This is a genomic window from Anabaena sphaerica FACHB-251 (assembly GCF_014696825.1).
Taxonomy (GTDB): domain Bacteria; phylum Cyanobacteriota; class Cyanobacteriia; order Cyanobacteriales; family Nostocaceae; genus RDYJ01.
The window spans coordinates 1-15,636 of the sequence record NZ_JACJQU010000001.1; the positions used below are offsets into that span (position 1 = coordinate 1).

Below are 15,636 nucleotides of genomic sequence, written 5' to 3' on the forward strand. Positions count from 1 at the left end.
TCTCACCCTTAGTAGTGCGTTCCTCGGCAATTGGGGAAGACTCAGAACAAGCTTCTGCGGCTGGACAATACGAAACCGTTTTGAATGTTACTAGTAAACTTGAGTTAGAGACAGCGATCGCTCAAGTCCAAGCTTCCTATAATCATCCTGCGGCTGTCCAATATCGGCGCGATCTTGGTGCTAAAGATGCGGCCATGGCCGTATTGATTCAACCCCAAGTCCAAAGTGTATTTTCTGGTGTAGCCTTTAGCCGTGATCCTATTTCCCAACAAGGTGATGCGGTAGTCATTGAAGCTGTATCAGGAAGTCCCGCACAAGTTGTTTCCGGCAAAATCACACCAGAACAATATCGAGTGTTTGTTATTGGTGAAGACAAGTTATCTACCGTTCAATTTGAGGGAGAGGGCAAAATTCCTCAAGCATTAATCAAGCAAGTAGCGTACCTAGCTCGACGACTGGAAAACCGTTATCATGGCATTCCCCAAGATGTAGAGTGGAGTTATGACGGACAAACTCTCTGGGTATTGCAATCAAGACCAATTACCACCCTACTACCGATCTGGACACGCAAAATTGCGGCTGAAGTCATTCCCGGTGTGATTCATCCCTTAACTTGGTCAATTAATTTACCCTTAACTTGTGGGATGTGGGGAGAACTTTTTACTTTGGTATTAGGCGATCGCAGCCGCGAGTTAGACTTTACCAAAATGGCAACCCTTCATTACTCTAGAGCTTATTTTAATGCTTCTTTCTTAGGGGAAGTTTTTCTAGAAATGGGTTTACCGCCAGAAAGTTTGGATTTTTTAACTAGAGGCGCAAAAATGAGTAAACCCCCTCTAGCTTCTACTTGGGAGAATTTACCAGGACTGACAAAGTTGCTACAGCGGGAAATCAGTTTAGAAAAGGAATTTAAGGGGGATTATCGCCGGCGGTTTATTCCTGGGTTGACAAAGTTAGCAAATGAACTAATTGAGAACTTATCACCACCTCAGTTGTTAACCAGAGTTGACTTGATTCTCGATTTGCTTAACCAAGGTACTTACTACAGCATTTTATCTCCCTTGAGTGCTGCCATCCGTCAGGCGGTTTCTGGAGTCAAGGATGAGCAAATTGACCATAGTATCACTCCCGAAGTGGCATCATTGCGATCGCTGAGGCTTTTAGCCACAGATGCCAAAGAAATCTTACCTGAGTTTGACCCAGAGAGAGTTTTTGAAGAGTTGGCGCAAATTCCAGAAGGTGAAAGGATTTTGGATGATTTTGCCGAAATACTTGAAGATTACGGTTATTTAAGTGAGGTAGGAACTGATATTTCTGTACCCACGTGGAAAGAACAGCCTCACCTAGTCAAACAATTGTTTATCCAGTTCATGCAAGGAACTGAAGCACCAAATGCGGATGATTCCAAAAAGCGTCAGCAAGGTTTTGTACAAAGCCGTGTGGATCTTAAAGGACGAGTCACAGAAGTTTATTCTCGCTTGTTAGCTGAATTACGCTGGACATTTTTAGCTTTAGAAAAGATTTGGCTTGACACTGGTTTATTACAGCAACCAGGGGATATCTTCTTTTTGAAATTGGGTGAAGTGCGGCGTTTAGCAGCAAACGCTGATGCAGAACTGAGAAATCAACTTTCAGAGTTATTGCAAAATAGGCGATCGCAATTTCTCGAACATAGCCAAATTACTCAAATCCCCCCTCTAGTTTATGGCAACAATCCCCCTCACCCTATCCTCTCTCCCATTGATACATCTGACCATATCTTACTAGGCATTCCCGCCAGTCAAGGACAAGCCGCAGGACAAGTCAAGGTGGTGCGAAATTTACAAGAAGTGGGCGAAATTAATAAGGGGACAATTCTGGTTGTACCTTATACAGATTCTGGTTGGGCTACCATCTTAGTCCGTGCCGGAGGAGTCATAGCCGAAGCTGGTGGTAAACTTTCTCATGGGGCTATTGTCGCTCGTGAGTATGGTATTCCCGCAGTCATGGATGTGCGTGGTGCAACTTATCTGCTTCAAGATGGTCAACAAGTACGCATTGATGGATCTAAGGGAATTGTCGAACTAGAGGAATTTTTAGCCTAATTCTCAGATAACAGGTGTCTCGCGTCTCGTGTCTCGTGTCTCGTTCCCATGCTCTGCATGGGAATGAATTATTGAAGGCTCTGTGCTATACCCCTGTCCTACGGTGATTGGTTTATTTCCCGTTATGGATGTGCCACTATGTTCATAGGTTCTTTGTTTTAGTTTAACTGCATCTGGTCTTGACCAGTTTGTATGATCTCCTGCCAATAGAGGTCTTTTCTCCGTTGGTATCTGTTTGATATATAGCTGCATCAATTTTTGTCGCTGTGGTCTGCTATCTTGTAGTGCCTCATAGATACTTGGCCACTTGCGTCTAAATACTGGCGATAAGGACAAGTCTGCTAGGCAATAAATATTTCTTGTTAGCAATATCGCATCTGTTAATTCAAAGGTAGCGTCTTTTGCTCTGCCTAAATGTTAGTAGGCTGCTTGACGAAATTCTTCTAATCTGGCACGTTTCATATTGGCAGGTGAGAGTTGGTAGTACTTCTCTCAGCTTCTGCCAAAAGGGGGACTGTCTTCAATCAGACTCCCTTTTTTTTCTTGAACATGACCGATTTAGTCTAAACTCCAGTCTTAGAGGTTGTCTTAAAAGTTTTCGGCGAAATAATATGGCTTCGCCACGCTGGCGCGAACGCTACCACACAAGCCAAGTCCACCTGCGTGGACTAACGAAAAATTAGGGATTTCAAACCTGCGTAGGCAGGTTTTGTCTGTGTAGATGTGATTTATAATCACCCAGGTTAGACTTTTCAAACATCCTCTTAGAACGGCTACAAATATTTTTATAAATGCTGATGCCAACGGTGCGGCAAATATTATAGCTAAAGTAGCGATAAAACTAGGTTTAGACCTTAGTGGAATCAGTAGGGTGTCTTTGATAGCACCATTAAAAGTTCGTTTGTGGGCTTTTTAAGAATCCCCTGCCTTCTAGGCATGGGGAGTATCAAAAATCCTCCCTCCTTATCGAATGAAACAGCCCTACACCCTAAAGAGGGATGGGCTATTACGACGATTCAGATAATTCATAATTTAGAATTCAAGCATAAAATTTAGTTACAGAGCCATGCACTGCTAACTGCTTTATTAAATTAATCAAATTTATAAAAATCCCCGTTTACCATTGGGGCGCACAGTCAGCCAATTAATCTTTGCTAATGCCAATTGCTCATCACTAATCCTAGCACCAGTGAGATTAGCACCACACAAATTGGCTCCTCGCAGATTAGCCTGACTCATATAAGCATAGCTTAGGTCTGCTCCTCTGAGGTCTGCCCCTTCTAAATCAGCATGACTTAAGTAAGCTTTAGTCAAATTAGCATCCTTGAGATTTGCTTCCTTTAGACTAGCCCTGCCAAAGTCACTATTTTCGAGATTAGTACCTTGCAAGTTGGTTTTTGTCAATTGAGCGCCGTGGAAATTAGTTCCTGATAAATCAGAATCTTGTAAGTTCAATAGACTGATGTTATATGAAGCAAAATCCCGTCTTCCCTTCATATAGGCTGTTAGCAAAGCTTGGGAATTTATTTTCCGGTTAACTTGAGAACCATTGCTGTTAGTGTTGATCAGATTTTGAGATTTGGGGATCACTTGTTTGCGCTCTCTTCGTCCAGACTGGGAGCCAGAATTTTCTGCTAACTTAGCTCGTCTAGCACGAATTGCAGCTGCAACCTGGGCTACACCATTATTACCATTGGAAGCAGGTTCATTGAACAAAACACCAGAATTGTCTGGGCGGTTGTTCGTTCGCTCTTTAATATCAACATCAGATTTAACCTCAGATTTAACTATCAATCCCTTGGATAAACTGTCTAGATATGGTTCCATATCTAACGCTCTCAGTACATCTGGGGCTGACTGGTAGCGATTACGAACTGAAACCTCCAACATTTTTTTTAAAACGCGTGTGAAATGGTCACTCACATCTACAAGCTGTTCCCATATTATTTCTCCCGTTGTGGGATTGTACGGCAAATCTTTAGGAGTTTTAGTAGTTAGTAGATAAATGCAGGTGACACCTAGCGCATAAATATCGCTGGAGTAAACTGGACGCATAGCCATTTGTTCTGGAGGGGCAAAACCAGGAGTACCAATGGCGTAGGCTGTTAACGCCGTCTGTCCCGATGGGTTAGGCGTAGTTTGGCTAACTTGGTTTTTGACAGCGCCAAAGTCAATCAGTACCAGTCTGGCATCTTGAGAGCGGCGAATTAAATTAGCTGGTTTGATATCACGATGAATTACCTTTAGCTCATGGATGTATTGCAGTAGTGGCAAAACCTCGCTTAAGAACTGTTTCACCCCAGCTTCGCTATAGCATCCTGTTTTTTTCACTTCCTGTTGGAGAGTAGCTCCGCTGATGTATTCCTGAACTAAGTAAAATTGGTTGTCCTGTTTAAAATAGTCCAGTAGCCGTGGTATTTGCGGATGATTGCCAATCATACCCAAGGTTTTAGCTTCTCTCTCAAACAACTCCTCTGCCATCTGCAATATATGTGGGGCTGTTCCTGATGGACGTAGTTGCTTGATCACACAACTAGGTTCTCCTGGTAAGACTTCATTCTGGGCTAAAAACGTTGCTCCGAAGCCTCCCTGACCTAACTGTTTGATTGCTCGATATTGACCACATTTACCGGTCAACAGTAGTGGAGCGCCACAAGATTGACACCTTTGGCTAGATGCCAAATTTTTGGGATGGGGACAAGTGGGATTGAAGCAGTAGCTCATGCACTGTTAACTCGCTGCACGACAAATAAGGGAGAAAATTCGACTCTTATTACATTATTGAGAGCAAATTTTAATTTTGTCAGATAATTTTGTGGGAATCTCTTTAAAGAGTGCTTAAACTTATACTGATGATAATTCAAATTATAGTAAACCATTATGAATTATCTATACTTAGAATTAAAATCATTTTTTCCACCATTATCTCATTTATTATCTCATAAGACTTACGCCATAAGAGATACTATTTTTATGTGTAATTTACGTAAAATAGAATTTATTTTGATACAATTTTCCAGAAATAATTAATACTATTAATATTTACGTATCCTGCCTAGCTCCAATTTCCATTAAATTACTTGCAAATAACGCATGAATGATTGTTCATGTGTTATAGTGTTATCTCCAATCTCAAAATGGAGAAATGTATGACTACCGTCAATCAAATGAAATGTGCCTGTCCAAGTTGCTTGTGTATCGTTTCCCTAGAAAACGCCATCCTCAAAGAGGGTAAATATTATTGCTCTGATGGCTGTGCTGAGGGACATCAAAATATCCAAGGCTGTGGCCATCAAGGATGTGGCTGTTGATGTAGTTGGGGAGCGGGAAGAATTGCTCTATTCCCAATCCCCAGTCCCCAGTCCCCTTGCTAGTTGTAATAGCTTAGAGGTTAGACATCACATCACGTGCAGCTGCTAAAGTCTGCTCAATATCTTCATCTGTGTGAGCTAAAGAGGTAAAGCCAGCTTCAAACTGAGATGGTGCTAAGTAAATACCACGCTCTAACATCCCACGATGGAAGCGCCCAAACTTAGCTGTGTCAGAATTTTTCGCATCTTCATAGTTATGAACTGGACCTGCTGTGAAAAATAGTCCAAACATGGCGCTGATATTTCCACCACAGGCGGCATGACCAGTTTCTTGAGCAATTTTCAGTAAACCATCGGCCAGCTTTTTAGTTATACGCTCTAGATAATCATAACTACCAGGTTTTTGCAGCAATTCGAGTGTTTTAATTCCCGCAGTCATAGCCAGGGGATTTCCAGAAAGAGTCCCAGCTTGATATACAGGGCCAGCGGGGGCAATCATTGACATGATATCGCGACGACCACCATAAGCTCCCACTGGTAAGCCACCACCGATAACTTTACCGAGAGTTGTCAAATCTGGAGTGATGCCAAATTTCTCTTGAGCGCCACCGTAAGCGATCCGGAAGCCGGTCATTACTTCGTCAAATACTAACAAGGCTCCATGTTCGTGGGTAAGCTCCCGTAATCCTTCTAAGAAACCTGCATCGGGAGTAATAAAACCAGCATTACCAACAACTGGTTCAAGAATTACACCGGCAATTTCGTCGCGGTTTTGCTCAAACAAGGCTTTGACAGCTTCTAGGTCATTAAAAGGTGCTGTTAATGTATCGCTAGTTGCAGCTTTGGGAACTCCTGGTGAATCAGGTAAACCAAGAGTAGCTACACCAGAACCCGCTTTCACCAGGAACATATCAGCGTGACCGTGATAGCAACCTTCAAACTTGATGATTTTATCGCGTTTGGTGAAAGCTCGCATTAACCGGAGTACGGCCATACAAGCTTCAGTTCCAGAATTCACAAATCTCACCATTTCGATGCTCTTAACAGCATCTATCACCATTTCTGCTAAGACATTCTCCAGTACACAGGGTGCGCCAAAGCTAGTACCTTTTTCCAAGGCTGTGTGTAGGGCAGCGATCACTTCTGGATGGGCATGACCACAAATAGCGGGTCCCCACGTACCCACATAGTCGATGTATTGGTTGCCATCTACATCCCATAAGTAGGCTCCGTTAACGCGATCAAATACTATAGGTTGTCCACCGACAGATTTAAAAGCGCGAACTGGAGAACTGACTCCTCCTGGCATCAGATTTTGAGCAGCTGCAAAGATTTCTTGTGATTTTGTGGTTTTAATCGTTGTGTTTACCAAGGTGATCTCCTATAAGTGGTGACTAAATCGAGCTTCTATCCCAGGATAGGGCGAAATAATGCTTAGAATTTCTATAGTAATAGAATTGGTTAAACCAAAAAAAAGACAATATCAATATTATTATCCTTTCTGCTAAACTCCTGTTAGCACCTTGAATTCATTGATGATTGTTAACTTACAAAAGTTTTTGGTATGTCTTCTCCTGAACTGCAATCGCTCCAATCTGCCATCCCTGTAGAAAAAATTCGTTATGATGACCGGGGTTTAGTCCCAGCGATTATCCAAGATTATCTAGATGGTACTGTGTTGATGATGGCCTGGATGAATCGGGAGTCTTTACACAAGACTTTAGAAACTGGAGAAACTTGCTTTTGGAGTCGTTCCCGTCAGGAGTTTTGGCATAAGGGAGCTACTTCGGGACATATTCAGAAGGTGCAAACGATTCGTTATGACTGTGATAGTGATGCTTTACTGATTGGGGTAGAACAGTTGGGAGATATTGCTTGTCACACTGGGGAGCGTAGTTGTTTTCATCAAGTAGATGGGAAAGTAACACCACCACCAGCGGATATGTTATCTCAGCTTTTTCAGGTGATATGCGATCGCCGTGATCATCCTAATGATAGTTCTTATACCTGTCAGTTGTTGGCAGGTGGTGATAATAAAATTTTAAAAAAGATTGGTGAGGAAAGCGCCGAGGTAGTTATGGCGTGCAAAGATGATGATGCTGATGCGATCGCTGGCGAAGTTGCTGACCTCTTCTATCATACCCTCGTCGCTCTGGCACATCATCAAGTTGATTTAAAAGCTGTTTATCGCAAATTGCAAGAACGCAGGAAATAGGCAAGGGAGCAGGGGAGCAGGGGAGCAGGGGAGAAATAATTTATCTTTCTTTTGCTATTCCCTGTCACCTGTCACCTAAAAAGTAAAGGTAGTACGGAGTACACCTACAGCTGTCGTGCGGTTGGTGCTGTCTCCTTCCGGGTTGAACAGGACAAATGCACCAGGAGTAATGCTCACATTGTCATTAATCCGAAAACGGTAATAACCTTCTAGATGATAAGGTGTGGCTCTAACTGATGGTGCAACTGACGCACTACTATAAAGAGGCTGTCCAAAAATCAAACCTGCTGTATTACCTTTTTGTAGCAAATCCTTGAGATGCAAACCTACCATCCAACTGGTGAAAGTTGTGGAAGCGTCAAAATTGTTGGAGGAGTCATCAACAAACATTGCTGCACCATAACCAGATAAAGCTACTTGCGGGGAAAACCGCCAGGTTAAAGTTCCACCAACGGAGTTAATTTTTACAGGTGTGTCCAATGGAACACCAGGTAAAGCCCCAGTATCATGACTGGTTAAACCAGTACCTAAAATATTAATCTGGTGATAACTATTGGCGTAGTTTAATCCCACATCTATAGCTTTGGTGGGTTTAAAAGTTAATTGGGTTGCAATGACACTACTACCATTAAATACACCAGCGCCTAGAGGTGTACCTGGAAAACCTTGGTTTTGAGGAAGGTTGGCATTAACACTACCATACAAAGCTCTTAAATCCAGCTTTGGTGAAAAACTATAAATAAAACCGGCCGCAGATGCTAAACCAGAACCGGAAGTACCACCAGAAACACGAAGAACAGGGTTTAAGTTACCAAAACGAGAAATAGATTCTTGTCCTTCTCCATAAAAGGGAGTGATAGCCGGAAAAGCATCGGAAACTTCCGCCGCAGTTCCCGCAAACAAGGTTAATTTTTCGGCTACAGGGAAGATATACAGCAGTTTATAAAGTTCTACTGAGTTTGCACCCACCCCAGATAAAGTTTTTACATCAAGACCAGGAAATTGGGGTTCAAAGCCGGTTCGCGCACTACTATCACTCAATCCTGATGGGGATAATCCCAAACTATTCTGGAGACTACCAGCACCACCTAAGAAATTATGAGCTTGTAACCCGGTAATGAGTAAGTCTTTACCTGTAAAACTGGTGGTGAGGTTTAAACGGACTCTGTTAGTGAGAATGATATTTGGATCTGATCCGGTAGTACCACCTCTAGCACCGATAGCGGCAATAATGGCTTCACCACTCAATTTGGTTGTGGTGGAAAACTGATTTGCTTCTAATTCTGCTGTGCGTGCCTCTACTGCATCAACTCTACCTCTGAGTGTTGCCAGTTCGGCTGAAAATTCTTCTTGCAGTTTTTGCAGAGTAGCTAAATCTTGTTTTGTGAATGGCTCCCCTGTACTGGTAATTAATTCGTTAACTCTGTCTAAACAAGCATTTAAACCAGCAGCGAATTCATAGCGAGTCAACGCACGGTTGCCACGATATGTACCATTTGGATACCCGGCAATACAGCCGTGTTGCTCGATTAAAGACTGTAATGCACGAAAAGCCCAATCTGTAGGCTGTACATCTGAAAGTTGGGATACAGATGTTACTTGTTCTATCGCCTCTGATGCTAGGACTAGGGGTGATGATGTGGATAAATCAGCACTTTGTTGTTTTTGATTGCCAGTAGGTGAATCTTGTTGGGGGCTATTAACAGCCATAGCCTGTATAGGCAAAAATCCAGAAAGTAAGCAGAGTAAACCTACTCTACCAAAATTCGGTAAATTTACTTTCATTGTGACTCCTCACAGCTAAATTTTTATTGCATATTTCGTTTCCAGAGCTAGGATGGCTCTAGTCTTGCCACAATCAGAAATGGGTGCATCAAGTAAATTTTATGGCATAGTTATAATTACTGGTTAAAAAGTTGTTATCAGTATATTTGGTAGTTAGATTAAATAATATTTATATAAAATTTGATACAAAGCATTGTTAAGAATTTTTATACCTGTTTTTAAACAAATAATATTAAGTTTTACTAAATTTAAAGTGATATTAATACGACAAGGGTTTTTGGGTTCTAGGCCCCACTGAAAATTTTTCCTTTGAAAAACCCAGTTCCCATAGGCTTTTAGGGCTTGATTTTGGACAAAATTGTTACTAAACCTTGATATTTTTGTAATTCTTATCATTAGCTGCAATTATCCTCCTGGATTCCACAGAGTTTCCACAGGAATTTTACTAGTTTTCCACAGATGCTCTACGAACTAATCAAGTCTTGCTGGCTTACTGGGGATTTTTTGTTTTCATCACTGAACGACATCACAAACTGAGTTTTTATTAAGTTAAGTAACAAAAATATGTTTATAACCCTTATTGTTTCGTGAGTATTTATTTTTTCTATGCTAATTTTTAACATTTCGCAGCATTGACAAACCCACCCCCTCTGAGCGCACAATGATTCGGCTTGCTTTTTTAGTCCGTTCGAGGATGAGCATCAATTTTGCACTGTTACCTCAGAACCCCGTGCAGTATTGGGGCTGGCAATTAATTGTATGCACAGCAAGCAACATCTCTTGATAGACCATATAGAAGGGAAATCTTATGAACACAACCGTTAGTATCTTTACAGTGATTCCCGAACCACTCCACGAATCCCTAACAAACTACCTAGAAACTCATCCTGATTGGGATCAAACCCGCGTATTGACTGCGGCGCTATCGCTGTTTTTGCTCCAAAATGGAGATAGCGATCGCCACGCTGCTCGTATCTATTTAGAAACTTTGTTTCATCAGTGCTGAGTATAAATCATTAGGAAATGGGGAGATGGGGCGATAGGGAGATAGTGAGATGAGGACGGGAGCAAAAATTCTTACCCTACACCCCAAACCCTACACCCTACACACCATACCCTAATCCCTACACCCGGTCTTCTTGTGGATTAGTAGTACATTCAAACTTGTAACCTACACCGCGTACAGTCTGAATTAATGCTGGCTGACTAGCATCAATTTCAATCTTTTTGCGAATTTGACCGATGTGAACATCTACAACCCGTTGGTCTCCTACATATTCATAGTCCCAAACCTCTTGTATAAGCTCTGCTCGCCGCCAAACTCGACCTGGATGACTGGCTAAAAAATGCAACAAATCAAATTCTAAAGCTGTCAATGGTACTGGTTGGTCGTTAAGTGCTACTTCCCTCCGTACCGGATCAATCATGAGCTTTTCAAAAATGAGGCGTTTTTGTTCGGCGGTGGTGACAACCCGCTGTCGCCTCAAAATTGCTGCTACTCTGACTTCTAGCTCTCCCAGCCCAAATGGCTTGGTGAGATAGTCATCAGCACCTTTAGAAAAACCGCGAATTTTGTCGGCTTCGTCAGTACGACTAGTGAGCATAAGCACAAACACACCATTTCGGCTTTGCATTTCTTGGCACAGGTTAAAGCCGATGGCATCTGGTAAATTTACATCTAGAATTACCAAGTCTGGGTTAAATTGCTCAAAGACAGCTAGGGCAGCCTTACCATCTTCGGCAGCTTCTACTTGATAGTTCTGTTTGATCAAAAAGCGTTGGATTAAATTCCTAACGGCTGGGTCGTCATCAACTACAAGAATCTTGGCAGGAGCCATGACCATTACTTTGCACAAAAATTCATTATGATTAACAGGGCGATTGCGTAAAAACGCATTTTACACTTTGGCAGTACTTAAGAATCTACAAGGGGTAGGTACGAGTATCCTGATTGTTCAAATAAACTGTAATTACAATTATGAACGATATAGGCACCAATCTTCTGATCTTCAGGTCTGCACTTCAGTATATCCACTATATCGACCAAAGGATTGTTCTGATCCCATTTGTAGCTTTTTGTCTCAATTTGGATAATGTGTACTCAGTCAAACAGCAATTGAAAACGCTCTAATTTTAAATCAATACAGCAGATTGCAGATCAAGGAGGTACAGAATCTAAGTTGAAACCTATACAAAAAGCCAGTTTTACTCCTGACTCCTGACTCCTGCTGTATGCAAATTTATACCATAAAACAGAGTAATTATAATTCATAACTCAGGAAAATACCGTGACGCTGGGATAACTTAGCGGATCAACCAGCAAAAACGTGTGTTTTCTCATCAAAAATACCTGTTCAACATTCTCAAGGAGAATTTGGGGATAAAACCCTAGCTGGTAAACGATACTTGGTGTGATGGCAATATGTTAAAGTAACTGAAGTTAAAATGCTTGGGTCGAACAAACTCAGCCGTGCTAATATCCTGATTAGAGGATAAGAATCGGTTAGAAGCATTATTTCGATTACAATAAAACATAAGGTTGTTTTTTCTTCAACAAAAGACTGCCGCTTACTAAGGCCGAAGTAACAAACTGCCATGAGCGATCAAAATCCCTACGAAAAACTTGGGGTATCAGAAGATGCTAGCTTCGATGAAATTCAGGATGCTCGCAATCGCCTGTTGGAGCAACATGGTGGTGACGGCAAGGGTCGAGAATTGATTGAAGCAGCTTATGATGCGATTCTAATGGATCGCTTACGAATGCGCCAAGAAGGTAAAATTAAAGTACCTGAGCGTATCCGCTTTCCAGAGATGCGAGTACCATCTCCACAGAAAGAAAGTCCGACTCCTCGCGAGCAGTCACCTGCATGGCTGCAACGAATGTTAGACCGACCAAGTCTACCGGATGTACTCTTACCAGGAGCTTGGTACTTGGGGTTGAGTGCTATCAGTTTATTTATTCCTGGTGCTAGTGATCAGGTTTTACAGCTGGGATTAGTGGTTGGGGTTGGAGTCAGTATTTATCTTCTCAACCGCAAGGAAAACAAATTTGGTCGAGCAGTTTTGTTCACACTGGCAAGTCTAATTATAGGCTTAATAGTTGGGGGACTAATTGCTGCTTGGGTATTACAGCAACTACCGTTTATCAATATCACACCAAATCAGTTTTCTACAGTGCTAACGTTTATTTTGATGTGGTTAATTAGCAGCTTTCTGCGTTGATCCTGATACGGGACTGAGTATGATCAAAATTCACTCAGTCTATATTCAAAGACAGCTTATTGCTGGTTGCTACAAGTACAGAAGAAAAGTGCAGAAGCTATGCACGAAGAGGGTTTTGTTGCAGTGGAGGCGTTCCGGCGGAACGTCTCTACTGCTGTTTGATATAACATCACCCTATGGGATAAACTAACTCCCTAACACTGGTAGCAGAATCTTGTTGTAATGCCACATTAGCTAGAGCTTGCGCTTCCGTTATTGTTAACTGTGAAATTGCTAGTTTCAAGGGTGCGATCGCTTGGGGATTGACACTCAACTCATCTAATCCTAAACCTAATAAAATCGGTGCAACTAAGGTTTCTGCTGCTACTTCTCCACATAATCCTACCCAAATATTAGCAGCGTGGGCAGCTTGAACAGTTTGCTGAATCATTCTCAATACCGCAGGTTGCAAGGCATCCGCTAAAGTTGCTACTCTGGGATTAGTGCGATCGCCTGCCATTACATACTGACTCAAATCATTTGTACCAATACTGAAAAAATCCACTTCCCTTGCTAACTGATCAGCTATAGCTACTGCTGCGGGTGTTTCTATCATCATCCCCACCTTCATATTTTCATCAAAAGGTGTACCCGCTTGTCGCAGTTCCTCTTGTACCTGGGTAAAAATTGCTTTAGCTGCTCGTAATTCTGTTAAAGTGGCAATCATCGGCCACATAATTTTGATATTATTCCCCACACTAGCGCGTAAAATTGCCCGTAACTGAGTTTTCAATAACTGAGGATTTTCTAAACAGAACCGAATCCCGCGCACACCTAAAAAGGGGTTAGCTTCTGTAACTGACGAACTCAAATAAGGAAGTTGTTTATCTCCACCTATATCCAAGGTGCGAATAATTAACGGTTGTTTATCCAAAACTTGAGTAATTGCTTGATAAACTTCTAATTGTTCCTGTTCTGTGGGTGCGTTTGTCCTTTCCAAGTACAAGAACTCGGTGCGAAGTAATCCCACACCTTCTGCACCATGACTTACAGCCGCTTTGGCATCCGTAACACTACCGATATTAGCAAAAACTTTAATGTGGCTACCATCACGAGTAATTGCTGGTTGATGTGCCAGCTTTCGCGCTTCTGCTTGGGCAATTTTCCAAGTCTCTCGCTTAATTTCCAGTATCTCTAATGTTTCTGGTGCTGGTGCAACCCACACTTTGCCACTTTCGCCATCAAGCGCCATCAGAGTTCCATTTGGCAAGTTTAGCACCTGGGCATCTACACCCAAAACCGCAGGAATACCAAGGGTTCTAGCGATAATGGCACTATGGGAAGTTGCACTTCCAGAGGTCATGCAAATACCCATCACTTTGCTTGGATCTAGTTTAACGGTATCTGATGGACTTAAATCTATAGCTACTATAATAGATGGTTCTGTCAGTTCCAAGTCTGTGGGAGCATTACCCAGTAATATTCTTAACACCCTCCGCCCGACATCAACCACATCGTCAACTCGTTCTTGTAAATAAGCATCCTCTAATTTGCGGTAGGAATTTGCTACTTCATCAACTACAGCTTGCCAAGCTACTTCTGCATTGAGACGTTCTTCTACAATATGTTGACGTGCTGCTTCTAGCATCACCGGATCTGCTAAAAATAGGAGATGAGCATCAAAAATTGCTGCTTCCGCATCACCAATTTGAATCGATGTATGGGAGAGTAAACTGGCAATTTCCTGTTTAGCAATTTGCATGGCTGCTTGTAATCTTTGCCACTCTATATTGACATTTTCTATGTGATATTCCGTAAAAGCAACAGCAGCAGATTGATAATGAACTAATGGGGCGATCGCCACACCTGGAGAAGCCGCAATTCCCGCTAGTTCGCCCTGCGTAGGTGCGGTAAATTCTTGAGGTGGTGGTGTTAATTCTAGAATGCTATCATTTTCGCCAAAATTGTTAATAATCAATGTTTGTAAAGCTTGTAGAGCCTCTTGAGCATCAATTCCAGTGGCAGTAATCAGCAATTCATGTCCTTGACGTACTCCCAAAGTGGCGACTTGGTTTATACTGTCACCCCGGACAGGTTCTGTGTTTCTAGTTAAATTTTGTACCCGGATTTGCGATTGAAAGCGGGATGCAGTGGCGACAAATTGGGCTGATGGACGAGCGTGTAAACCTAAGCGGTTACTAACTTTGATGCGTATTTCTCTAGTGGCAACTTCAGTAGTGATGGGGTGGCTACTGACTGCTGACAATGGACTACTGAGCAAACATAAATGTGTAGCTTTTGCTACTAAAGCTCCTTGTGCTTCCGCGATAACTTGCTGAATATTTCCACCAGTCGCAGCAGCAACAGTAGCAGCAACTGCACCTTCTACCAATGGTGCTGCACAAAGATATACTTTTTCTCGTTGTTCTGGGGGTAGAAACTCTAGCGCCATTTCCGCACTCATTAAAGCACTGCCTAAATCCATCAACACGAGAACCCCATCATCAGAGAATACAGCGGCGATCGCTTCATAAACCTTAATCGCATCTGTACCTAGTGGATTTTCTGGATCATCAATACCTGCTGCTACAGCGAGGGGAACTTTTCCTTGAACCATCTGTGCAGCTAGTTCCTGTACTCCTAGAGCTAATTGTTTACTGTGCGAAACAATAACAATACCAACCACGGTAATACCTTAGCCAGTTACCCATTCCATTATGAGTTGTGAAAATGCAAATACCGTATTTATTTAGGTTGTATTTAGGTTTTAGTGGAGAAGATTAATATTTTGTAACAAGCCTGTAAGAGGAAGGACTTACTGGTTATTATTTCATATCTATGGCCTATACCAGATTACAGCCATTCTCAGGTAAACGAACCACATTTTGATTTGATTTCGCGCAATCTCCGTCAGGAGATCCCGCAGGGTAGACGCTAAGGAGCAAAGACGCAAAGTAAGAAAGAGATTTTTAGGATGTGGTCTAAATATATGAAAACTGGTTTACTTAATCTATAATCAAGTATAAGTTATCAATAAATT

General features: G+C 42.1%; 10 protein-coding genes and 1 pseudogene. 5 read left to right on the plus strand and 6 right to left on the minus strand.

The genetic code is table 11. The features are described 5' to 3' along the window. A partial coding sequence (locus H6G06_RS00005) for a PEP/pyruvate-binding domain-containing protein (RefSeq protein WP_190555844.1) occupies positions 1–2,084 on the plus strand: 2,084 nt, incomplete at its 5' end. An 81-nt stretch (positions 2,085–2,165) separates the two neighbouring features. Here the strand turns inward: H6G06_RS00005 and H6G06_RS27955 are convergent. Both H6G06_RS27955 and H6G06_RS00010 read right to left on the minus strand, forming a co-directional pair. Beyond that, positions 2,166–2,546 (minus strand): annotated as a pseudogene (locus H6G06_RS27955) (NF041680 family putative transposase); the annotation flags it as partial. A gap of 639 nt (positions 2,547–3,185) precedes the next feature. Next, positions 3,186–4,808, minus strand: a complete 1,623-nt coding sequence (locus tag H6G06_RS00010; RefSeq protein ID WP_190555846.1) for a serine/threonine-protein kinase — start codon at positions 4,806–4,808, stop codon at positions 3,186–3,188. A 425-nt stretch (positions 4,809–5,233) separates the two neighbouring features. Between H6G06_RS00010 and H6G06_RS00015 the strand changes: the two genes are divergently transcribed. After that, the gene (locus H6G06_RS00015) at positions 5,234–5,395 is read left to right on the plus strand and encodes a metallothionein (RefSeq protein ID WP_190555848.1); all 162 of its coding nucleotides are present in this window, start codon (positions 5,234–5,236) and stop codon (positions 5,393–5,395) included. A gap of 73 nt (positions 5,396–5,468) precedes the next feature. On the opposite strand, the gene hemL is transcribed toward H6G06_RS00015, so the two are convergent. Further along, positions 5,469–6,767 (minus strand): glutamate-1-semialdehyde 2,1-aminomutase, encoded by a 1,299-nt coding sequence (gene hemL / locus H6G06_RS00020; RefSeq protein ID WP_190555850.1) that lies wholly within the window; start codon positions 6,765–6,767, stop codon positions 5,469–5,471. Between the two features lie 192 nt (positions 6,768–6,959). Between hemL and hisIE the strand changes: the two genes are divergently transcribed. Continuing rightward, the gene (hisIE, locus tag H6G06_RS00025) at positions 6,960–7,610 is read left to right on the plus strand and encodes a bifunctional phosphoribosyl-AMP cyclohydrolase/phosphoribosyl-ATP diphosphatase HisIE (RefSeq protein ID WP_190555852.1); all 651 of its coding nucleotides are present in this window, start codon (positions 6,960–6,962) and stop codon (positions 7,608–7,610) included. Between the two features lie 75 nt (positions 7,611–7,685). Here hisIE and H6G06_RS00030 read toward each other — a convergent pair whose 3' ends face one another. Further along, positions 7,686–9,395: an iron uptake porin gene (locus H6G06_RS00030; protein WP_190555854.1), complete on the minus strand. Its 1,710-nt coding sequence runs from the start codon at positions 9,393–9,395 to the stop codon at positions 7,686–7,688. Between the two features lie 808 nt (positions 9,396–10,203). Between H6G06_RS00030 and H6G06_RS00035 the strand changes: the two genes are divergently transcribed. Beyond that, positions 10,204–10,401, plus strand: coding sequence for a DUF2811 domain-containing protein (locus H6G06_RS00035; protein WP_190555855.1), 198 nt, complete (start codon positions 10,204–10,206; stop codon positions 10,399–10,401). Between the two features lie 118 nt (positions 10,402–10,519). Here the strand turns inward: H6G06_RS00035 and H6G06_RS00040 are convergent, their stop codons facing one another. Next, on the minus strand, positions 10,520–11,233 hold the full coding sequence (locus H6G06_RS00040; protein ID WP_190555857.1) for a response regulator transcription factor: 714 nt from the start codon (positions 11,231–11,233) through the stop codon (positions 10,520–10,522). A gap of 757 nt (positions 11,234–11,990) precedes the next feature. On the opposite strand from H6G06_RS00040, the gene H6G06_RS00045 reads away from it, so the two are divergent. Then, positions 11,991–12,617 (plus strand): CPP1-like family protein, encoded by a 627-nt coding sequence (locus H6G06_RS00045; RefSeq protein ID WP_190555859.1) that lies wholly within the window; start codon positions 11,991–11,993, stop codon positions 12,615–12,617. A 169-nt stretch (positions 12,618–12,786) separates the two neighbouring features. Here the strand turns inward: H6G06_RS00045 and ptsP are convergent, their stop codons facing one another. Beyond that, positions 12,787–15,282, minus strand: a complete 2,496-nt coding sequence (ptsP, locus tag H6G06_RS00050; RefSeq protein WP_190555861.1) for a phosphoenolpyruvate--protein phosphotransferase — start codon at positions 15,280–15,282, stop codon at positions 12,787–12,789. Positions 15,283–15,636: the final 354 nt, after the last annotated feature.